The sequence below is a fragment of the Buttiauxella sp. JUb87 genome, assembly GCF_004361975.1.
GTDB lineage: Bacteria > Pseudomonadota > Gammaproteobacteria > Enterobacterales > Enterobacteriaceae > Buttiauxella > Buttiauxella ferragutiae.
On sequence record NZ_SNVY01000001.1, the window covers coordinates 1528472 to 1548354 of the forward strand.

The window sequence follows — 19883 nt, forward strand, 5'->3', positions numbered from 1 at the left end:
TGCGCTTATCCACCCTACAAAATATTGATATGTAATGTTTCACGTAGGTCGGATAAGCGCAGCGTCATCCGACAAATCTATTGCACACTCACACGCAGCGCCGCCGCCGTAGCAAACGGGCTTAATGTCGCGCTGGCCGCCAAAAATGCACCAAGAATAGCCATATAACCGTCAACAGGAAGATGCATAGAGGCTGCGTCCATAGCGGCGGTCGCAAAAATTAACAGCGGAATAGTCAGCGGCAGCACCAGCAAACTCAGCAGCACACCGCTACGCCGCAACCCCACCGTCAGCCCCACGCCTGGGGCGCCCAAAAAACTCAACGTTGGCGTCCCCAACAACAGCGTCAACGCCATCACTTTCCAGGCGTAAAAATCCAGCCCGAGCAACAAAGCGGCAAGCGGCGAGAGGATCAGCAATGGCAAACCGGTCACCACCCAGTGAGCGGTCACTTTCGCTAACACCACCATCGGCAAAGGGATGGGCAACAACATCAGTTGCTCAAGCGAACCGTCCTGAAAATCATCACGAAACAGCCTGTCCATCGCCAGCAACGACGCCAACAGCGCCGCAACCCAAATCACACCCGGCGCAATGCGCGCCAGTAATTGCGGCTCAGGACCTATCCCCAGTGGAAACAGCGTGATAACGATCAGAAAGAACCACAACGGGTTGGCGATTTCCGCCCCTTTGCGGAACACCACTCGCAGTTCATGCAGAAAAATCCGGCGCATCATGCCCGTTTCTCCTGCAAATGAATCTGGCGCAGATTGTCGACCGCCAGCGGCTGATGCGTAGTAAGAATGACCATGCCGCCATTTTCGGTATGGCGCTGGAGCTGATGCGTGAGTTTTTCTACACCCGCGGCATCAATGGCGGTGAAAGGCTCATCCAGAATCCACAGTTTGTGTGCGCTTAACCACAAACGGGCCAACGCCACTCGCCGTTGTTGCCCGGCCGAAAGCTGGTGAACCGGGACATCTTCAAACCCCAGTAAACCCACTTCAGTAAGTGCTTGCCAACGTAGTGATTCCGCACCTTGCGCGTGATAAAAGCTGAGATTTTCAAAGGCGGTGAGAACCGTTTTGATACCGGGCTGATGCCCGAGCCACAGCAAATCCTGATGATAGTGTTCGCGCGCGCGGGATAACGTTTCCCCTTGCCACTTCACTTCGCCATCCTCAGCTTGTGCCAGCCCCGCCAAAATCCGCAACAGCGACGTTTTCCCGGCACCATTTTTCCCGGCGATTTGCACCATTTCACCTGGGCGTACGCTAAACGACAACTCGCTAAATAACACGCGGTCATCACGTACGCAGGTCAGGTTAATCGCATCAAGCATTTGAGGAGTCGCTCCTTGTCTCGGGATGCAAAATCATAACACATCATAGGCTTTGCTCCAGATTGGCTCGCGCCGTTGCGGTACTCCAAAAGAGGTAATCCTTACCCCCTGGATCAAAATTAAGTCGAATTAGCTGACGCCAGGAGGCACAGAGCTAAAAACCGCTACGCTTAAAGAAACAAACACCCCGCGAGTGCCCCGAAATATGGATGAATTAAAAGAAGACAAAATCGATAAATCCACCGATGCCATCGAGGTCGAAAGTGATGAGAAAGATCACGGCGAAAAGATAGAAGTCGATGAGGAACGCCTACCCTCGCGGGCGATGGCCATCCACGAACATATCCGTCAGGACGGTGAAAAAGAGTTAGAACGGGACGCGATGGCATTGCTGTGGTCGGCGATTGCGGCGGGTTTATCGATGGGCGCATCGCTGCTGGCGAAAGGGGTATTTCACGTCAATCTCGAAGGTGTACCCGGCAGCTTTTTACTGGAAAACCTCGGCTACACCTTTGGGTTTATTATCGTCATCATGGCGCGCCAACAGTTGTTCACCGAAAACACCGTCACCGCCGTACTGCCTGTCATGCACAAACCCAACGGGGCAAACCTCCTGCTGTTGCTGCGCTTATGGGGCGTGGTGCTACTGGGTAATATTATCGGCACCGGGCTTGCCGCGTTTGCGTTTGAATATATGCCAATATTCGACGAAGAAACGCGGGATGCTTTCGTCACCATCGGCATGGAAGTCATGCACAACACCGCAGGTGAAATGTTTGCCAACGCCATTATTTCCGGCTGGATTATCGCCACCATGGTGTGGATGTTCCCGGCGGCGGGTGCGGCAAAAATAGTGGTGATCATCATCATGACCTGGCTGGTCGCACTGGGTGATTTAACCCACATCGTGGTCGGCTCTGTAGAAATTCTCTACCTGGTCTTTAACGGCACCATCCACTGGAGCGATTTCTTCTGGCCATTCGCATTACCCACGCTAGCAGGCAACATTTGCGGCGGAACATTTATCTTCGCGCTGATCAGCCACGCACAAATCCGTAACGATATGAGCAATAAGAAGAAAGCCGAGGCGAAAGCTGAAGCAAAACGCAAACAGGAAGTGGAAGACGGCAAAAGCGGAAAACAGGCGCAACGCAGATAAAACTGGTTACGTTTCAGGCAATCAGCCTGTTTGCCCCTTAACTCCGCTCTAAAAGCGGGTATACTACTGCCCGCAATACCCAAAATAATTTGAATTGTGGGTAGGCGGCAAGAGAACAAAGTCCCAGGAGCTTACTTGAATAAGTGACTGGGGTTTGTGAATGCAGCCAACACCTCCACAATTTAAAGTATGAAGGGTATGAGTCCTCTTAGTTAAATGGATATAACGAGCCCCTCCTAAGGGCTAGTTGCAGGTTCGATTCCTGCAGGGGACACCATTCACATATATCCCATCGTCTACTCAAGACTACAAAAACCCAATAAATCAAGCCACATAACCATATTTCCGTATCTCAACGTCTTCTCACATCCGCTTTTTGTAGGTCGGAAAAGCGAAGCGTCTTCCGACAATATGCAGCAAATGGTGGATGACGCTGCCGCTTATCCACCCTACTAATCCAGTCTTAATTTGTTGTTTGCGAGCCCCTTCGCACATCAAAAATGCAACGCTGTAACTCCCATTATTCTACTTGTCACCTGAAAACCAGCGAGCGTAAGATAAGCTAATTAAACACGTTATTCACCTCTGAGTTAGCTGTGGTATTGGCGTCTCCAGAACACATTCGCGGGATCCGGAACTCATAATTTAAAAATGACGAGTTGAATGATTTGTCGACGATTTCTATAGTTGACGTACGGAATTAAGCCGTACAATTCAGATGAGTTTAAATCTCTTTGAATAACTGAAGCGAAGAGAATGACTGCCGCATAGCGTGAACAGGCAAGGAGCACGTAATGTCAGCATTGAAGAAACAGCGCATCGATCTCAGATTAACCGATGACGACAAGAGCATGATCGAAGAAGCGGCAGCCATGTCCAACCAGACGATTACCCAGTTTATGGTTGCCAGTGCCTCAGAACGAGCAGCGGAAATTATTGAGCAGCATCGTCGTCTGCTCCTCAACAAAGAATCATGGAACCTTGTGATGGATGCCATCAGCAATCCGCCTGCTCCGAATGAGAGGCTGAATCGAGCTGTTAAGCGTCTACAAAACATGGAGTAGGACGTGGCTAATTTGACCATTGAGATTTTTTCAGAAGATATCGAATATGATTTTTCGGGCTTCGATTGTGGTGAGGAGTCGCTAAATAATTTTCTTACTGCACATCTTGCACGCCAGCATAGTGGTCGAATTTTGCGGGGTTATTTGCTTCTGACTAAAGAGCCGAATCCGAAGGTCGTCGGTTATTACACTCTTTCTGGTAGCTTTTTTGAAAAGGAAACGCTTCCATCGAATTCACTGAAGCGGAAAGTGCCTTATGCCAATGTTCCAGGTGTCACATTGGGTCGCCTGGCCGTTCACAAATCCCTTCAGGGACAAGAATGGGGAAGCACACTCGTCACGCATGCGATGAACGTCGTTTATCTGGCTTCCCTGGCGGTTGGTGTACATGGAATATTTGTTGATGCTCTAAATGCGCGGGCAAAACAATTCTACTTAAAACTAGGTTTCATTGCCCTTACAGGAAGTAACGAAAATTCGCTTTTCTATCCAACGAAGTCCATCGAAAAGCTGTTTGAAGACCAATAACGAGAAGTCCCAATACATCCCGTCGCCTCCAGACTCTATTCCCCAATCGCTGACGTTTTGCTTCCTAAGCTTGCAACTGAAAACATGAAAAGGCGGCCCCGGCACTTATCTGCCTCTGGACCGCCCTGCATGCATCCGGCGAAAAAGGATCAGTTGTTAACCACCTGCCTGCGCAGCAAATCATCTATGGCGCGGATCGCCAAAGGATAACCGTCGGCCCCCATGCCACAAATCACGGCATTGACCACGCCCGACATAATTGAGTGTCGATGCAGTTCATCACGGGCATGGATGTTCGACAGATGCAGTTCAATCAGCGGTGTGTCGAGCATCTTCAGGGCATCGAGCACCGGAATCGAATGAAACGAGAAGCCGGCCGGGTTGATGATTACCGCAGCGCCCTGCTCGAAGGCTTCCTGAATCCAGTCGACCATCACGCCCTCGTGGTTGGTCTGGCGAAAATCGCATACCAGGTCAAGTTCTCCGGCGAGCCGTTCGCTGCGTTGGCGTATCTGCTCGAGCGTAGTGTGTCCGTAAATGTGCGGCTCACGACGACCCAACAGGTTCAGGTTTGGGCCGTTAAGGATGAAGACGGTGCGGTTCATGGTCGTCCTATTGTGTTATTTGAAAAGAGAGCTGAAGCAGCATTTGCTTCCGTGTCAGGTGCTGCGACGGTATTCAGATCGATGCCGCGGGTTTCTGGGCCAATGAGGATCATGGCAAGCGAGATCAGGTTGATAGCAGCGCACAGCGTCACCAGAGGCCATGGCGAGTTGTTCGACTGGCTCATCAACCACACGGCGATCATCGGCATCGGGCCACCGATCACCAGGTTTGCGCCGGTGTAGGCCAGTGCGGAACCCGAATAACGCACCTGGGTTGGAAACGCTTCGGCGAAGGCCACGGGCTGGATGCCGCTCTGAAACTGGGTGAAGCCAAGGAACAACCCCATAACAGCCATGATCGCCGCGACGTTTAATGTATTGAGGATCGGGAAGTAGACGAACAGGATCAGCAGGGTCATGCACGAACCAAAGGCCAGTGCTTTTTTGCGCCCCCAACGATCGGACAAATACCCTCCCGCCAGCGCACCAAAAATCGCGCACATGTTTGCCACCATCAGTGACATAAAGCCTGTCGACTGGCTAAAGCCGAGGTGCTTGGTCAGGTAGCTGAGGGAGAAAATCACAATCAGATAGAACAGCGCCGCTGGCGAGCAGAAGAAGAACATCAGGCGCAGGATGGTTTTGTAGTGGCTGCCTACCGCGGTCTTGAGCGGGCTTTTTTCCTGCTTGACCGGCGTCTTTTTCAGGGCGACAAACGCAGGGGTTTCGTCGACTTTCAGCCGGATAAAGATGGCGACCACCACCAGCACGAAACTCATGACGAAGGGAATGCGCCAGCCGAAGCTTTCGAATTGCGCAGTTGATAGTGTCGCGGCAAGCCCCATCAACACGCCGTTGGCCAGTATCTGACTGAGTGGTGAACACAGGCCGAGTAAGCCGGAATAACGCCCGCGTCGGTCTGGAGAAGCGTGCTCCAGCGCCATCAGTTGTGCCCCGGTGGACTCACCGCCCAGCGCGAAACCTTGAATAATTCGCAGGATAACCAGCAATATGGGTGCCCAAATACCGACCTGGGCATAGGTCGGCAACAAGCCCATCAGTACTGATGCCAGACCCATCAGTGTCACGGTTGCCAACATCAGGTTGCGACGACCCAATTTGTCACCGAGATAACCGCAGGTGATCGCGCCCACAGGGCGAGCGGCCAGACCCACACCGAAGGTAGCAAGCGAGGCGAGCAAACCGGCGGTCGGCTCCATCGCCGGGAAAAACAATTTAGGCAGAATGGTTGCTGACACCGCGCCATACAGCGTGAAATCAAACCATTCCAGGGCAGTACCTATGGTCGCGGCGGTGACCGCTTTGCGGGGCATGCGTAGGTCATGACTCGCGTGAGTTGTTGTATTCATTGAGGTAGTGGTCCTTTAATTATTATGGTTGCAGGATATCCATACCACTCCGCTCCGGCACAGGTGCACGCAGGAAACGTCGAAGTCAGTAGACATTAGCGCATCCCCTCTGCAGAATAATTATCAAAATTACGATAAATAGATAAGCTCAACTTATCACTGAGGATTATGGAACTACGTCATTTGAAAGCCTTCGTTGTCGCCGCAGATTTGCAGCATTTCAGCCGGGCGGCCGAACAACTGGGCATTGCGCAACCCGCACTGAGCCAGTTAATGCGTACTCTTGAGTCTGAGCTTGGGCTGGCACTGTTTCGGCGGGAAAACCGTGGCGTGGTGTTGACCGCGGCGGGCGAGGCATTTTTGCCCCATGCGCGGCAATCCATCGAGTCCGGTAAGCTGGCGATTGCCGCAGCACGGCGTGCCCGGCGTGGCGAGGTGGGTGAGATAAACATCGGCTATCACTCGGCGTTATTCGAGGCCAACCTGCCGCAATTACTGCGGCACTACTTCAGCACCTTCCCCGACGTCAAAGTCTCGCTGGTGGATGCGGGAATTAGCGCGCAGTTCGAAATGTTGATCGACCATAAACTGGATCTGGCCTTTGCCAGGGTGTTTAAAGATCACCTGCCGGACCGTCTGCGCATTCATCAATTCAGCAAGTCGAGACTGGTGTTGCTGATCCCGGATAACCACGAGCTGGCAGATAGTTTTACCGGTGACCTGTCGACGCTGCGCCACGAGAAATTCGTGTTTTTGCAAGACGCTGCCGGTATCGGCTTGACCTCACATACTCTTCAGGCGTGCCGACAAAACCATTTGCACCCTGAGAACATTATGTATGTCCCGTCGCTGATGAGTATTCCCGGCCTGGTCGCTGCAGGCATTGGGCTGAGCATCGTGCCAGAAACCATCACCCACTTAACCATGCCTGGGATAAGGATTGTGCCGCTGGATCAACCGGAAATGGTGAGTGAGCTGTTGTTGATTTCAAGGATTGATGAGCGTTCAAGCGCAGTGCTGCACTTTATCAATGAAGCCCACGGTTGGGATGAGGCTGCTGAGATGAAAAAGACAGGAACTAAACCCCAGCCATGAGATGACTGGGGGAAGACCGAGTTTTAATAATCAGGGACACAATTTACACCGGGCTGATGCTCCGGCTTCGGTAAGCTGTAACACTCCGTATCAAGCTCCAATACTCCCGGTCCGAAAGACTGGGCGTGTTGGAGCTGATACTCGCTGGTGCTGGTCCTTTTAGGGACAGGTTGATTACTCTCGGTCTCCACAGTTTGCGAATAACAAGGTGCGGCAATGGCAGATAACAACAAAGCAGCAAAATAATATTTCATTTCTGACCACCTTATCTGGTTGTGTCACGATGTGTTCACAAGGAACACCTCACCATGAACGTGATCTGCATCACATAAAATCATGCATTCGGGTGATTTTTACTCGTGCAACACATCAGGTACCGCCAAACCACAGCCTTACAAGGCGTTAAACCAAACTGATGCACTCTGGCTCCTACAACCTCGCACAGCCTCGAAAATTAAAGGTATAATCCCCTCAACATTTTTTATTGGTTTTAGACACGAACATGACAAAACTCACATTACAAGAACAGATGCTTAAAGCTGGCTTAGTCAGCAGTAAAAAAGTAGCGAAAGTACAAAGAACGGCTAAAAAATCGCGGGTTCAGGCTCGTGAGGCAAGAGAGGCTGTGGAAGAAAATAAAAAGGCACAGATCGAACGTGATAAACAGTTAAGCGAGCAACAAAAGCAAGCTACTTTATCTAAAGAATTAAAAGCGCAGATAAAGCAACTCATTGAAATGAACAGAATTGTTATTTCAAAAGGTGATATTGGTTACAACTTCACAGATAATAATTTAATTAAAAAAGTCTATGTGGATAAGGTAACGCAAACTCAATTAACTAATGGCCGCCTCGCCATCGCTCGTCTGGTTACAGACAGTAACCCTGACGGTGAATACGCGATTATCCCCGCGAGTGTCGCCGATAAAATTGCCCAGCGTGATGCGAGCTATATTGTATTGAATAGCGCGCTCAGCCAGGAAGCGCAGGACGAAGAAGATCCATACGCAGATTTCATCGTTCCTGATGATTTGATGTGGTAGTCAAGATTTCCAGGTGTTTAGCTGGTCAGAATCTCTTAGGGCAACGGGCTGACTCCGTTGCCCTCATCTCAATAAATCGTATCACTGTTCGTAGCCCTGAATTTCATTAACACTAAATTCCCCTTTTGCGAGCAGTCTCGCATCGCACAAATGCAACGCTGAAAACCCAACAATCTGACTTGTCACCTGCAAACCTTAGGTCGTATTCTTTCTGCGCACCAGCAAAATCTGGTGTCGGGCGTAGGAACCTGAGTACTCTCTATGGCGAAATCATGGCGTTAGCGTCTTTTTGATTGTCGCAGCACTCGCACACCTTTATCCTTATCAACGGTGGCGCTGATGGGGCAACCTTCGGGTTGGCCAGCTATCGTAGAGAGTCTGGTATTCCTACCCCCATTAGCGCCACCAACTTGAGCGTAGGAACTCCGGTGGTGACGAAGTTTATAACTCTCGCTACGGAGACAATCATCATGATGTCAGCTCAAAATTTTTCTCAGCTGCACTCCAGCAACGCCCTGCTTTCCCCCATTACCGCCAGCATGGATTTATTCCAGATCCTCAATGTCTGCGAATTGCTTGCCGATGAGCTGATCGAATGCAAAACAGTAACCGAACAACAAGCGCTTTGCGGGCGAATTGCGCACTGTCTGGAAGTGATGAAAACCACCTTTGAGCAGCCGCTGCCTGCTTATCTGGTGGAATGCCTCACCGTCGAAAAAGAAGTCAAAATACAGGTGAATCACGATTCAGAAATACAGCGCCAGTATTGCCACGCGCTCACCCAAACATTATTAAGCCGCGCCCATTCGGCAGATGTGAACCGCGCATTAACTGGCATGTTATTTGAGTTAATCAATGAACTGGTCGAGGATTTGCAGGCACCGCGATTTTTGCACGGTTAGATGATTTTGTCGGGTGGCGCTACGCTTACCCGACCTACGAAATAGGTTTTGTAGGGTGGATAAGCGATAGCGCCATCCACCATTTATACTCTGTTATTAACGCTAAAAGCGTTATTCCATCACGCGCATTCTTTTAATTTTGGCTTCATCGCTATTATCGCTTGCCGCCACCAGCGTGAAGTCGAAATTCACTTCGGTGTGCGGCTGGTTAATTTTGCGCTGTTCTGCAATGTGCGTGTCGGTAATTTTAAGCGGGTCGGCAATTAATTCTTCACGGGTGGCAAAAGCAAAGTCATCCCATAAATAAGCATCGCCATTCAGGTTAATCTGGGTGGTTAAATGTTTATAACCAGGCGCTGAGACAAAGAAGTGGATATGCGCCGGGCGGTTGCCATGGCGACCCACTGCAGTCAGCAGTTTTTGGGTTGGGCCATCTGGCGGGCAACCATAGCCGCACGGTACAATACTGCGCACGGCGTAGCTGCCATCGGCACCGGTCTGGATGCGGCGACGTAAGTTATACTGGCTTTGCGACTGGTCAAAGAATGAATATCCCCCCAACGTGTTGGCATGCCAGATATCAACAACCGCCCCAGCAACTGGCTTGCCGTTGGAGTCCGTCACTTTGCCTTGTAACCACATGATTTCAGCCTGCTCTGTGCCGTCATCCATGCGCGCGTAATTCTGGCTTAATGGCGCATTTGCCACATACAGCGGGCCTTCGATGGTGCGAGGGGTTCCCACTTCAATTCCGGCTGCCGCTTCTTTTTCATCCGCACGGATATCCAGATAATGTTCCAGCCCTAAACCCGCCGCTAATAATGCCGCTTCTTTACGCTCGCCTAATTCATTCAGGTAATTAACCGCCAGCCAGAATTCTTCATCGGTAATATCGTATTTTTTGATGGTCTGGCAAATATCACCCAGCACTTGATGCAGAATGACTTTTAAGCGCTCGTTGCCTTGCTGTGAAACTAACCCGCTGCTGATAGCAAGTAACTTTTCTAATTCAGATGTTTTTACTGGATTCACTGTCATTTTATATTCCTCACTGTAGGGTAAGAGTCTGTCTTATTTTCTGGCGTAAAAATTCAGTTTATCTGCGTCAATTTCAATGCCCAGCCCTGGCCCCTGCGGTAATGTGACTTGCCCGTCGCTGAAATCCAGCGGGCGTACCACAATGTCGTCCTTAAGCAGTAACGGGCCGAACATTTCGGTTCCCCACTGCATGTTGATTGTCGACCAGGCGTGCAATGAGGCGACGCTGCCCAGCGTTCCCTCCAGCATGGTGCCGCCATACAGCCCAATGCCCGCCGCCTGTGCCACATGCGCCAGTTTCAGCGCCTGCACTGGCCCGCCTGCTTTGGCAATTTTCAGGGCAAAAGCACCGCTGAACCCGTTGCTCGCCAGGGCGTAGCCATCGTGGCTGGTTGCCACGGATTCATCAGCGAGGATCGGTACCGCAAAACGCTGGCTTAGCGTGATCAAAGCTTGTCGGTCCCACTGCGGCGTCGGCTGTTCCACCAGGTCGATACCGCCGTCCTGCAACTGCGTCATGCCTTTTATGGCGGTGGTCAGATCCCACGCCTGGTTAACGTCAACACGGATACTGACCTCACCGCCAAGAGCAGATTTAATTGCCAGCGCGTGGCGAATATCCACTTCCAGAGCGCGCGCACCAATCTTCAGTTTGAAAGTATTGTGTCGCCCTTCGGCCAGCAGGCGTTTTCCCTCTTCGATATCTTTTTCGGTATCGCCACTCGCCAGCGTCCACAGCACCGGCAGGCGCTCAGTTAACGCACCGCCCAGCAAGTCACTGACCGGCAATCCCAGCACTTTTCCCTGCGCATCAAGAAACGCGGTTTCCAGTGCCGATTTTGCAAAGGTGTTTCCCTTCACGCTGGCGTTCATCACGTCCGCCAGCGCGGCCACGCCGTTAAAGGTTTTGCCGCACAATAACGGTGCCAGGTAGCACTCAATGGCTGACTTAATCGCCTCCGGGCTTTCCGAGCCGTAGCTCAAACCGCCGATGGTGGTCGCCTCTCCCCAGCCGATAACACCCTGCGCACAGGTCATGCGAATGATAGTCAGCGTCTGGCAGCCCATGGTTGCCATGGAAAGCTTGTGTGGACGAATGGTCGGGATATCCACCAGCCAGCAAGCAACTGACTCAATTGTGAGACTCATTAACAGCTCCTTCAGTTAAACGCGGCAACGCCGGTGATTTTTTCTGTGAAGGCAGGCTCCACAGCGCAATCAGCGCCAGCAGGGCATAGCCCATCAGCAATAATGAAACCGGCCAGTAAGCATCAAATTCAATCAGCAACGCCACCGCCAGCATCGGCCCTAAACCACCGGAAAATATCGATCCCACTTCATGCCCCAGCGCCAGGCCTGAGTAACGTACCCGCACCGGGAAGAGATCGCTCATGATGCACGGCTGAGTACCGATCATCGCCCCGTGGCACACCGGTAAACCGAGGATCATCGCGACCATGATCCAGCCATAATCGCCGGTCGACAGCAGCCAGAAGAACGGGAAAGCCATCACCAGCAAGCCAATCACGCCGACGTAATACACCGGTTTGAGGCCGATACGGTCAGACAATGCGCCCCAGAACAGAATCGAGAACAGCTCCACCACCATCGCGAGCGTCACCGCGCTAATGATGACGCCGGTGCTGATACCAATGTGTTTGGCATACACCACCGAGAAGGTGAAAAAGATGTAGGACGCGCCATTCTCTGGCAACCGCAGCGCGATGGCCTGCAACAGCGCTTTCGGGTGCTCTTTAATCAGCACCAGCAATGGCAGTTTTTCGTGTTGGTCTTGAGGCTTAGCCTGTTGAAAGACCTGGCTTTCACGGATGTTTTTACGGATATAAACCCCGACCAGAAAAATCAGCAGACTCAGCAGGAACGGCACCCGCCAGCCCCAACTCATGAAGGCCGCTTCCGGGAGTTTCTGCACCAGCCAGAAGGCAAATGCCGATAACACAAAGCCCCCGGAAACCCCCATCTGGCTCCAGGCGGTAAAGAATCCACGGCGTGATGTCGGCGCATTTTCGCTCAACATCAGCACACCACCGCCCCACTCGCCACCGGATGCCACGCCTTGTAAGAAGCGCAGGCTGATCAGTGAAATCGGCGCCCAAATGCCAATCTGTGCGTAAACCGGCAGCAGACCAATCACAAAGGTGGTCGCGCCCATTAACGACAGCGTCATCACCAGAGTCATTTTGCGGCTGTATCGGTCACCCAAATGCCCAAACACAATCCCACCCAGCGGGCGAGCCAGGAAACCGACCGCAAAGCCTGAAAACGCTAATAACGTTCCCTGTAGCGGATCGCCGCCCACCGGGAAGAACAACGGGCCAAACACCAGTGCGGCGGCCGTCCCATAGAGGAAAAAGTCGTACCATTCCAGCGCATTACCGAGCACCGATGCGATAACAAGCTTGCGCATTTGCCGGGCATCGTGCGGTGCATTTTCTTTCGCGATGTCACTCATGGAGCGTTTCCTCGTGGATAAAAGATGCGCTAAACCGTTGGCGGCTACACTTCAACATCGTCGCCGATGGTGTGGTAACGGCGGTTAAAGTAGACCAGGCCGCGTGGCTGTTCGCTGACACGAATCGCCTGCACCTGGCAATAAAACACCGTGTGGCTGCCGACTTCATGGCAGGTATCAATAACGCAGTCGAAGCTGGCGACTGATGAGCTGAGAACCGGCGCACCGCTGGCCATTACCTGCCAGTTATCGTGCAGAAAACGTTGCTCAGAACGCAGGTTGGCATTAGCAAAAACGCCGGACAAATCCTGATGCTCGCCGGACAACACGTTGACGCATAACGCGCCGTTTTGTTTGAAATGGTCGTTAGCGAAGGAGTTGCGGTTCATACACACCAGCAAGGTTGGCGGCTGGTCGGTCACGCTGCATACCGCAGACGCCGTGAAGCCGAATTTTCCCGCCGGGCCATCGGTGGTAATCACCGAAACCGCGCTCCCCAGTTGCGCCATCGCATTACGAAAATCTGTTTGCAGAGTCATGGGATATTCCTTACAAATCGATGATTAAACGCGCGCCTTTGGCGCGGGAACAGCACAACAGGATTTGATCGCCATCGGCTTTCTCTTCATCCGTCAGATAGCTGTCGCGGTGGTCCGGTTCGCCTTCCAGCACATCGGTCAGGCAGCTGCCGCAAATCCCTTGTTTACAGGAAACGCAGACTTTCAAACCCGCCAGTGCCAGTGCTTCGACGATGCTTTGGTTTTCAGCCACCTGCACGGTGATCCCGCTGGCCGCCGCCACCACTTCAAATGCCTTGCCCTGAATCTGGACATCGGCACTAAAACATTCCTGATGAATCTGTTGCGCCTGGTAATTCAGGGTTTTGGCCGTCTCATTGACCGCATCCATTAATCGCGTCGGGCCGCAGACATACACATGGGTATTCGGTGGTACATCGCTGAGCACCGCTGAAAGGTTCAGGCGCTGCTCGTCGCTAAAATGCAGCTGAACTTTTTCGGCATACGACGCGCTTTCCAGTTGCGCGACAAACGCCGCACCAGAGCGTGAACGGCAAGCGTAATGCAGAGTAAAAGAGCGCCCGGCGGCGTGCAGTTCTGCGGCCATCGCCAGCATCGGCGTGATGCCAATCCCGCCGCCAATCAGCAGGCTATGTGCCGCGCAGGCTTCAAGAGCAAACAGATTTCGTGGCACGCTGACCTGCACTTCATCGCCTTCACGCAGGGTATGCACCGCCAGCGATCCGCCCTGAGATTGACTGTCTTTCAGAATACCCAGTTGGTAATGCTGGCGGTTTTTTGGGTCGCCACACAGCGAGTACGGGCGCACCAGATCTTCACTCAGATGCAGGTCGATATGCGCACCCGCACCGTATTCCGGAAGCTCAAGGCCGTCGGCGTGGGCGAGCGTGAGTAGCACGACATCGCCCTGCAATTCGCGCTTAATAATTTGCAAAGTCAGCATGTCCGCTCCTTAGCGCATAAACAGGCCACCGTTGATGTCCCAGGTTGCCCCAGTAACAAACGATGCCTGTGGTGAAGCCAGTAATGCCACGGCCTGAGCAATAAACTCGGCCTCGCCCAGCTTGCCGACCGGGATCATCTGCAACAGTCCGGCCATTTTTTCTTCCGGCACCAGCGCATGAACCGAAGGCAAATCCATCGGCCCTGGGGCGATGGCATTAACCGTGACGCCGGATTTGCTCAGCTCGCGGGCAAAGATTTTGGTCAGCGTCAAAATGCCGCCTTTTGACGCGGCGTAATGCGCGCCGGAAGCGGTGCCGCCGTTCTGTCCTGCCAGCGAAGCGAGGTTGATAATCCGCCCGTAGCCACGCTTAGCGAAGTAGCGCCCCATCGTCTGGCAACCAACAAACGTGCCGCGCAGATTAGTGGAGATCACCTGGTCAAATTCATCGACAGTGATATCCATTACCGGGGTTGCCAGCGTCAGCGCGGCGTTGTTAACCAGCACATCCAGGCTGCCAAAACGCTCAACGGTTGCCGCCAGCGCGAGTTCAAAATCCTGCGGCTGGCGAATATCCAGCCCGACCGCCAGCACCTTGCCCTGGCCGTTATCCAGGTTGTCTGCCGCCTGCTGCGCACGTTCGCGGTTCACGTCCGACAACACCACCTGGAATCCCTGCTCCAGCAGGTATTTGGCGATGACATTTCCCAGTCCGGCAGCAGCACCTGTGACTAATACGGTTTGTGTCATAAATAGCCCCTTAAAGGATGTAACCGATGCTGTGCAGCACATCGTCGCTGTTGATCAAGCGGATCACTTTTTGTTTGATAAGCAGTTGATCACCCTGGCGTTGTAACTGCCAGGTAATGTCTGCGGCGTAGTGGCGGCTGTGGCCTTTGCGGTGTTCCCACAGCGACTGCGCCCCACGCACCACAATCACGTCATCCTGCGATTCCAGCAGGCGAAAACGCGACAAGGTGCGCAACGTCCTGGCGCGCGGCGTAGTGGAGATCGATTCGCCGCTATACAGGCGTTTCACGCGGCGGGCGCGCATTTCATGGTCGTCGCAGGCGTAGTTCAGGGTGTTTTTAAAATCAGTTTCCTGTGGGTCAATCGGCACCACATACAAGCCGTCGCGCTGCCATAACTCCAGCCAGGCGTTGAATTCGCCTTGATCAAGCAGATCGCCTTCGAGGTTAATCAGCGACATCGCCGCAAACAGATCAGAATCTGGCTTCATCATTTATTCCGCCTCCGTCATCAGTTTTTTCCACATCTGGTAAGCCGCTCGCATGCCGGTTTCGGCACTCACATCGCTGCGCAAACCATCGTCTGTACGGTATTCCCCCGCCAGCCCGCGGTTGAGCATGATCCACAGATCGTTGCCAGAGGTTGCGCCGCGCTGCACGCGTTCCCACGCTTCGGAGTCGTCCGGTGTGCCAAAGCCCATCGGCCCCTGGAAGTGTTCATGCAGGCGCAATCTGGCCTGGTTGGCGATTTCTGGCCCGCCGTCCATCATGATCACCGCATGGTGAATTTCAGTTTCCTTGACCGAAACCGGCTGTAACACGCGGAAGAACGCCATCGAGCAGGCAATGTTCGGGAAGATATTGAGGTTAAAGCCGGAACCGCCGACGGCGCGGACAATACGGCGCACTTGCTGTTCGTCGTGCTCCAGACGCAGCGCATCAGCCAGTTCGCTAAAGCGTTCCGGGATCGGCGCGTCGAGATTAGCGTCCAAATCCACCAGTTCCGGGATCATCACCATCACGCTGTGGCCATTACCCAAATCTTCGACATAACCGCTGCCATCGACGAAGTTGAGCATCTCTTCGGTCTGCTTATCGACAGAGCTAAGGAACGAGCGGTGCACCACCGGGAAGTGATAGCCGTCCGTGGTGTTTTCGAGCTGGATTTTCCAGTTACCCGGGAAGCGGAAACGGTGTGCAGGCCCGGTTTTAATCGGGAAGCCCGCGCCCTGTTTCATAAACAGATCCATCCATTTTTTGGCAGCACCGAGGAAATCTTCCAACGGTTCAATCTGTTCATTGAAGGTGGCAAAAATCATTCCGGCGTATTGTTCGGTGCGCAGCGACACCAGCCCTAACTCGCCCTTTTCCAGCTGGTCGGCATAGCTTTCCGGGTGCGGAACACCGCGCAGAGTGCCGTCCAGCGCGTAACCCCAGCCGTGGTACGGGCAGACGAAGCTGTTAGTTTTGCCGCTGCGGTGTTCGCAAACGGTGGCGGCGCGGTGGCGGCAACGGTTCAGTAAGGTATGAACGGTGCCTTTACGGTCACGCACCACAATCACCGGTTGGGTGCCGATTTCGGTGGTTTTAAAGCTGCCGGTTTCCGGGATTTCGCTGGCATGTGCCACCCAAACCCAGGTTTTGCTGAAAATTCTGTCCAGCTCGAGCTGGAATAATTGCTCTGAGTTATACAACGAGGTGTGAACGCGATCGTGTTGCACTAAGGCGGCAATTTCCGCGCAATCAGGCACCGCTGGCGCTGTGGTATCAATATTTTTTATGTTGATGATGTTGTCGCAATTCATGTCCAATCTCCTGCACGTCTTCGGCTGTCTATTTTTTATCCGGCACCGGGAGTTCATCCGCTGCATGCCAGTGGTTTACCGGGCGGCTGAACAGGTTGCGCGTCGTAAAACGGTGGATACGCATACCGCTGGCTTCGCGGCAAAATTCCACGTTAATTTCCGCCGCGTTGAGATGAGCGCCTCCGGCGGAAAACTCGGAGGTTTGCAACATCAGCCAGCGGCCACAGAGCTTGCCGTCGGGCTGCTGGCTGAGCGCTTCAGAGCAAAGAAAATGGGCGTTCATGGCAAAATGCGCCGGGGTTCGCACATAACCTGCCATCATCGCCACAATCGCCTCACGCCCAAGATGTCTTCCCAGGCGCGCGGCATACGGCTCGCCGACACCTTCCCAGCAGGCGTCTGCGGTAAACAGTTCGCCGATAGCCTGTACCGTTTCTGCCGTATCGAGTTGGTCGCACAACCACATGTACTGGCTGATACAAACCCTGGCGGCTTGCTGGTCTTCAAGCTGCTGTAAACGCTGTGCGTCCGGTGAATTCATCATCGACTCCGTTAGCCCTGAATAATCAGTTCACGCCCAACACGCGCTTCGATTTTGCAGTACTTCCACAGCTTGCTACCGCTATCACCCACTGGCGTGGTGCGGAACAAGTTGCATACTGCCGCGACGTTTTCCAGCGCGTCGGCATCGGCCAGAATGTAAGTCGTCCACGGTGCGGTGGTGGACGGGCCAACCATTAACTGGTCGTCATCCATATTGCCAATCACGCGGATGCCAGGGGTTTCTTCAACACCTTTCATCATCACGCCAAAAGCGCCCCACACTTGCTTCGCTTCCGTTGGGCTGGCATCGAAAAAGTTCTGATTAACCCCGATGCAGAACAGCACACGTAATTTGTTTGTCTGGCTCATTTATTGCTCCTTTAGAAAAGAATCACAGGTAACCCGGCAGCGGTTTGCCACCGAAAAAGACCGTACCGGCGTTGAGATAAGAGAGGTCGCCCATAAAGGCGTGTTGCGTAATCACCATGGTGTCGCGCACATAACGTTGCAGCGGGCTGGTCATCGCAACGCCGCCCATGCCGTTGAGTGCCAGCGCCTGGCGTGCCACTTCTGCTGCCACGCGGGTAACGTGCGTCGAAGAAAGACGCAAGGCATTAATTTGTTCTGGGCTGGCTTCGTCACCGGCGAGCAATTTTTGCCACACTTCGTCGATAGCTTCGTAGAACCAGGCGCGGGCCGAGCGCAGATCCGCTTCACAACGGGCAATTTGCATCTGTGCCTGTGGCCTTTCAGCAAGCTTCGGCGCGCCAGTAACCGACTGCTGACGATGGGCAATCTGGTAGATTTCATTGAGTGCCGCGCGAGCCACACCCAACGCCACCACTGACAGCACTTGCGTGGCGAGGGAAAGCACCGGATAGCGATACAGCGCCCCTTCCAGATTCAGTGCGCCACCGCGAATAAACGTCCACTCCTGCGGAACATACGCGTCGTTAACCAGCAGATCGTGGCTGCCGGTTCCGGCCAGCCCGACGGTGTTCCACACCGGATCAATCTGCACATATTCCCGTGGCAGCACCGCCATACGCGGCAGCGCTTTTTCTTCATCTGGCTGGATACCCACGCCAAACACCGATGCGCCCATGCTGCCGCTGGCAAAACTCCAGCGCCCGCTAACGCGATAACCCCCATCGGCCCGCATGGCTTTGTGTGTCGGGTAAATTCCACCGGCAAACACCACGTCTGGCCCATCGCGGTATAGCTCTTTCAGGGTGTCCGGCGGCAACGCCCCAAGGTAGAACGGGCTCATGCCAAAACTTGCCACCCAACCTGCCGAACCGTCTGCTGTGGCAATTTGCTCAATCAGTTCGCAAAACTGCGCGGGTGAGCATTCGTCACCGCCGTAAATTTTCGGCACCAGTGCGCGATACACACCGACCTGTTTGAAGCGGGTAATAATGTCTTCAGAAATATGGCGTTGATGTTCAAAATCGGCGCTACGAGTCGTCACTTCACTCAGTAACGGAACCAGCTCTTCACGAACGTTGACGACAGACATGGCTAACTCCCGAAGTAATGGGGTGCAAATGGTGGATGGCGCTTACGCTAATTCCCGACAAAACCACTCGGCGGCCTGAACCAACAAGCCTTCACGCCCTTTGGCCGCCACTAATTGCAAGGCGACCGGACGACCGCGTAGTTCGCCCATCGGCAGGGTGATTGCCGGATGTCCACTGAGATTGAAAGGCCGCACCAGGCGAGTCAGGTTGACGACGCTAAGCGGGTCTTGTGCTTCTTGTAGCGTTGGAGGAAGTTCCGGCAAGGTTGCCAGCGCCAGCAAAGGTGTTTGCTCAAGTAACGCATCCACCTCGGCGGTGAATTTGATGCGCACACGTTCGGCGTTAGCCAAAGCGGCAGCGTCCACATCTTTGCCCGCCCGAATACGGCTCGCGACATCTGGCGAAACCTCTTCACTGCTGAGCAATGAGTTAAACGCCTGCCAGTTTTCGTGGCTGATAATCGCCAGCCCGGCGCGGTGTGCGTCGGCAAGCGCAGGAAGTTGTGAACGGTGAGGACGAATGCCCTGTTGTTCGAGTTGCCCCAGCAGAAGCGCGTCAATTTCTGGGATTGCCGCCGCCACAAAGGCCACTTCAGGCAACGCAGTGATTGGCTCGCCGACAGGAATGGAAAGGTGCGTCAGAACCTGGCGCAGCACCGTAGCGTTACGGGCAAAAATGCCGACGCAATCCAGCGAGCTGTGTGCCGGTAAAACCCCATCGCGGCTGATGACACCGTAACCGGGTTTCAGCCCCAACACTCCACAACAAGCGGCAGGCATACGCACCGAACCACCAGTGTCAGTACCCAGTGAAAAATCGACTTCACCTGATGCGACAACCGCCGCAGAACCACTTGATGAACCGCCAGGGATCAGCGCCGGAAACAACGGATTCACCGGGGTGCCGCTCCAGGCGTTAATGCCCGTCACCCCGAATGCCAGTTCGTGCAGCGTGGTTTTGCCGGTCAGCACGCAGCGGTTGTTGAGTAACGTCGCCACGACGCCAGCATGATGCTGCGCAACAGGTGCTGCTGCGAGCGCCGGACATCCGGCACGAGTACGGTAACCAGCGATATCCAGGGTGTCTTTTACCGCAAAGCGCAGTTCACCCTCGCCGAGGACAAACTGCTCTACATAACCATTGCTCTCACAAATAGACTTCATCAT

The 19883-nt window shown here is 53.6% G+C and carries 22 protein-coding genes and 1 tRNA gene; 7 read left to right on the forward strand and 16 right to left on the reverse strand.

Features of this window, described 5'->3' with window-relative positions; translation table 11 throughout:
* Positions 1-77: 77 nt before the first annotated feature.
* Both ccmB and ccmA read right to left on the reverse strand, forming a co-directional pair.
* Positions 78-737 carry a heme exporter protein CcmB gene (ccmB, locus tag EC843_RS07200; protein WP_064544691.1) on the reverse strand — a complete coding sequence of 220 codons (660 nt, stop codon included), beginning with the start codon at positions 735-737 and terminating at the stop codon, positions 78-80.
* Positions 734-1342 carry a cytochrome c biogenesis heme-transporting ATPase CcmA gene (gene ccmA / locus EC843_RS07205; protein WP_133521978.1) on the reverse strand — a complete coding sequence of 203 codons (609 nt, stop codon included), beginning with the start codon at positions 1340-1342 and terminating at the stop codon, positions 734-736. The genes ccmB and ccmA overlap by 4 nt, the downstream gene beginning before the upstream one ends.
* A gap of 205 nt (positions 1343-1547) precedes the next feature.
* Here ccmA and EC843_RS07210 point away from each other — a divergent pair, with 205 nt between their 5' ends.
* The 4 genes from EC843_RS07210 (at position 1548) to EC843_RS07225 (ending at position 4093) form a co-directional block, all read left to right on the forward strand.
* The gene (locus tag EC843_RS07210) at positions 1548-2501 is read left to right on the forward strand and encodes a formate/nitrite transporter family protein (protein WP_121815159.1); all 954 of its coding nucleotides are present in this window, start codon (positions 1548-1550) and stop codon (positions 2499-2501) included.
* 202 nt (positions 2502-2703) lie between these two features.
* Positions 2704-2778: transfer RNA gene (locus EC843_RS07215), tRNA-Arg, on the forward strand.
* Between the two features lie 517 nt (positions 2779-3295).
* Positions 3296-3565, forward strand: coding sequence for a DUF1778 domain-containing protein (locus EC843_RS07220; protein ID WP_133521979.1), 270 nt, complete (start codon positions 3296-3298; stop codon positions 3563-3565).
* Between the two features lie 3 nt (positions 3566-3568).
* Positions 3569-4093, forward strand: a complete 525-nt coding sequence (locus tag EC843_RS07225) for a GNAT family N-acetyltransferase (protein ID WP_133521980.1) — start codon at positions 3569-3571, stop codon at positions 4091-4093.
* Positions 4094-4242: 149 nt separating this feature from the next.
* On the opposite strand, the gene EC843_RS07230 is transcribed toward EC843_RS07225, so the two are convergent.
* Positions 4243-4698 carry a type II 3-dehydroquinate dehydratase gene (locus tag EC843_RS07230; RefSeq protein ID WP_064544685.1) on the reverse strand — a complete coding sequence of 152 codons (456 nt, stop codon included), beginning with the start codon at positions 4696-4698 and terminating at the stop codon, positions 4243-4245.
* The gene (locus EC843_RS07235) at positions 4695-6068 is read right to left on the reverse strand and encodes an MFS transporter (RefSeq protein WP_064544683.1); all 1374 of its coding nucleotides are present in this window, start codon (positions 6066-6068) and stop codon (positions 4695-4697) included. The genes EC843_RS07230 and EC843_RS07235 overlap by 4 nt, the downstream gene beginning before the upstream one ends.
* A 168-nt stretch (positions 6069-6236) precedes the next feature.
* Here EC843_RS07235 and EC843_RS07240 point away from each other — a divergent pair, with 168 nt between their 5' ends.
* The 3 genes from EC843_RS07240 to EC843_RS07255 all read left to right on the forward strand — a co-directional run bounded on the left by EC843_RS07240 (position 6237) and on the right by EC843_RS07255 (position 9107).
* Entirely contained in the window at positions 6237-7163 is a 927-nt protein-coding gene (locus tag EC843_RS07240) for a LysR family transcriptional regulator (protein WP_064544681.1), read from the forward strand.
* A gap of 502 nt (positions 7164-7665) precedes the next feature.
* Positions 7666-8205: a DUF2058 domain-containing protein gene (locus EC843_RS07250; protein WP_064544677.1), complete on the forward strand. Its 540-nt coding sequence runs from the start codon at positions 7666-7668 to the stop codon at positions 8203-8205.
* 470 nt (positions 8206-8675) lie between these two features.
* Positions 8676-9107 (forward strand): hypothetical protein, encoded by a 432-nt coding sequence (locus tag EC843_RS07255; protein WP_083963319.1) that lies wholly within the window; start codon positions 8676-8678, stop codon positions 9105-9107.
* A gap of 111 nt (positions 9108-9218) precedes the next feature.
* Here the strand turns inward: EC843_RS07255 and catA are convergent, their stop codons facing one another.
* The 12 genes from catA to EC843_RS07315 are packed head-to-tail and all read right to left on the reverse strand — an operon-like array spanning position 9219 to position 19880.
* On the reverse strand, positions 9219-10145 hold the full coding sequence (gene catA, locus EC843_RS07260; protein WP_121815149.1) for a catechol 1,2-dioxygenase: 927 nt from the start codon (positions 10143-10145) through the stop codon (positions 9219-9221).
* 33 nt (positions 10146-10178) lie between these two features.
* Complete coding sequence (locus EC843_RS07265; RefSeq protein ID WP_133521981.1) at positions 10179-11294, reverse strand: muconate/chloromuconate family cycloisomerase; 1116 nt, start codon at positions 11292-11294, stop codon at positions 10179-10181.
* On the reverse strand, positions 11278-12618 hold the full coding sequence (locus EC843_RS07270) for an MFS transporter (protein ID WP_064544670.1): 1341 nt from the start codon (positions 12616-12618) through the stop codon (positions 11278-11280). The genes EC843_RS07265 and EC843_RS07270 overlap by 17 nt, the downstream gene beginning before the upstream one ends.
* Positions 12619-12662: 44 nt before the next feature.
* Positions 12663-13157, reverse strand: coding sequence for a flavin reductase (locus tag EC843_RS07275; RefSeq protein ID WP_064544667.1), 495 nt, complete (start codon positions 13155-13157; stop codon positions 12663-12665).
* 10 nt (positions 13158-13167) lie between these two features.
* Entirely contained in the window at positions 13168-14100 is a 933-nt protein-coding gene (locus tag EC843_RS07280) for a PDR/VanB family oxidoreductase (RefSeq protein WP_064544665.1), read from the reverse strand.
* Between the two features lie 9 nt (positions 14101-14109).
* A complete protein-coding gene (locus EC843_RS07285; RefSeq protein ID WP_064544663.1) occupies positions 14110-14850 on the reverse strand; it encodes an SDR family NAD(P)-dependent oxidoreductase in 741 nt (246 codons plus the stop codon).
* Between the two features lie 10 nt (positions 14851-14860).
* On the reverse strand, positions 14861-15340 hold the full coding sequence (locus tag EC843_RS07290; RefSeq protein ID WP_064544734.1) for an aromatic-ring-hydroxylating dioxygenase subunit beta: 480 nt from the start codon (positions 15338-15340) through the stop codon (positions 14861-14863).
* Between the two features lie 3 nt (positions 15341-15343).
* Positions 15344-16654 carry an aromatic ring-hydroxylating dioxygenase subunit alpha gene (locus EC843_RS07295; protein ID WP_064544661.1) on the reverse strand — a complete coding sequence of 437 codons (1311 nt, stop codon included), beginning with the start codon at positions 16652-16654 and terminating at the stop codon, positions 15344-15346.
* A gap of 28 nt (positions 16655-16682) precedes the next feature.
* Positions 16683-17195 carry a nuclear transport factor 2 family protein gene (locus EC843_RS07300; RefSeq protein WP_064544659.1) on the reverse strand — a complete coding sequence of 171 codons (513 nt, stop codon included), beginning with the start codon at positions 17193-17195 and terminating at the stop codon, positions 16683-16685.
* Between the two features lie 11 nt (positions 17196-17206).
* Positions 17207-17566, reverse strand: a complete 360-nt coding sequence (locus tag EC843_RS07305) for a hypothetical protein (RefSeq protein ID WP_064544657.1) — start codon at positions 17564-17566, stop codon at positions 17207-17209.
* 22 nt (positions 17567-17588) lie between these two features.
* Positions 17589-18716, reverse strand: a complete 1128-nt coding sequence (locus tag EC843_RS07310) for an acyl-CoA dehydrogenase family protein (protein WP_064544655.1) — start codon at positions 18714-18716, stop codon at positions 17589-17591.
* A 42-nt stretch (positions 18717-18758) separates the two neighbouring features.
* Positions 18759-19880, reverse strand: a complete 1122-nt coding sequence (locus EC843_RS07315) for an amidase (protein ID WP_133521982.1) — start codon at positions 19878-19880, stop codon at positions 18759-18761.
* Between the last annotated feature and the right edge of the window lie 3 nt (positions 19881-19883).

Excerpts from the sequence above, each read along its gene's own strand:
- ccmB (WP_064544691.1), bottom strand. The coding sequence starts at position 737 with ATGATGCGCCGGATTTTTCTGCATGAACTGCGAGTGGTGTTCCGCAAA.
- ccmA (WP_133521978.1), bottom strand. The coding sequence starts at position 1,342 with ATGCTTGATGCGATTAACCTGACCTGCGTACGTGATGACCGCGTGTTA.
- EC843_RS07210 (WP_121815159.1), top strand. The coding sequence starts at position 1,548 with ATGGATGAATTAAAAGAAGACAAAATCGATAAATCCACCGATGCCATC.
- EC843_RS07220 (WP_133521979.1), top strand. The coding sequence starts at position 3,296 with ATGTCAGCATTGAAGAAACAGCGCATCGATCTCAGATTAACCGATGAC.
- EC843_RS07230 (WP_064544685.1), bottom strand. The coding sequence starts at position 4,698 with ATGAACCGCACCGTCTTCATCCTTAACGGCCCAAACCTGAACCTGTTG.
- EC843_RS07235 (WP_064544683.1), bottom strand. The coding sequence starts at position 6,068 with ATGAATACAACAACTCACGCGAGTCATGACCTACGCATGCCCCGCAAA.
- EC843_RS07240 (WP_064544681.1), top strand. The coding sequence starts at position 6,237 with ATGGAACTACGTCATTTGAAAGCCTTCGTTGTCGCCGCAGATTTGCAG.
- EC843_RS07250 (WP_064544677.1), top strand. The coding sequence starts at position 7,666 with ATGACAAAACTCACATTACAAGAACAGATGCTTAAAGCTGGCTTAGTC.
- EC843_RS07255 (WP_083963319.1), top strand. The coding sequence starts at position 8,676 with ATGATGTCAGCTCAAAATTTTTCTCAGCTGCACTCCAGCAACGCCCTG.
- catA (WP_121815149.1), bottom strand. The coding sequence starts at position 10,145 with ATGACAGTGAATCCAGTAAAAACATCTGAATTAGAAAAGTTACTTGCT.
- EC843_RS07265 (WP_133521981.1), bottom strand. The coding sequence starts at position 11,294 with ATGAGTCTCACAATTGAGTCAGTTGCTTGCTGGCTGGTGGATATCCCG.
- EC843_RS07270 (WP_064544670.1), bottom strand. The coding sequence starts at position 12,618 with ATGAGTGACATCGCGAAAGAAAATGCACCGCACGATGCCCGGCAAATG.
- EC843_RS07275 (WP_064544667.1), bottom strand. The coding sequence starts at position 13,157 with ATGACTCTGCAAACAGATTTTCGTAATGCGATGGCGCAACTGGGGAGC.
- EC843_RS07280 (WP_064544665.1), bottom strand. The coding sequence starts at position 14,100 with ATGCTGACTTTGCAAATTATTAAGCGCGAATTGCAGGGCGATGTCGTG.
- EC843_RS07285 (WP_064544663.1), bottom strand. The coding sequence starts at position 14,850 with ATGACACAAACCGTATTAGTCACAGGTGCTGCTGCCGGACTGGGAAAT.
- EC843_RS07290 (WP_064544734.1), bottom strand. The coding sequence starts at position 15,340 with ATGAAGCCAGATTCTGATCTGTTTGCGGCGATGTCGCTGATTAACCTC.
- EC843_RS07295 (WP_064544661.1), bottom strand. The coding sequence starts at position 16,654 with ATGAATTGCGACAACATCATCAACATAAAAAATATTGATACCACAGCG.
- EC843_RS07300 (WP_064544659.1), bottom strand. The coding sequence starts at position 17,195 with ATGAATTCACCGGACGCACAGCGTTTACAGCAGCTTGAAGACCAGCAA.
- EC843_RS07305 (WP_064544657.1), bottom strand. The coding sequence starts at position 17,566 with ATGAGCCAGACAAACAAATTACGTGTGCTGTTCTGCATCGGGGTTAAT.
- EC843_RS07310 (WP_064544655.1), bottom strand. The coding sequence starts at position 18,716 with ATGTCTGTCGTCAACGTTCGTGAAGAGCTGGTTCCGTTACTGAGTGAA.
- EC843_RS07315 (WP_133521982.1), bottom strand. The coding sequence starts at position 19,880 with ATGAAGTCTATTTGTGAGAGCAATGGTTATGTAGAGCAGTTTGTCCTC.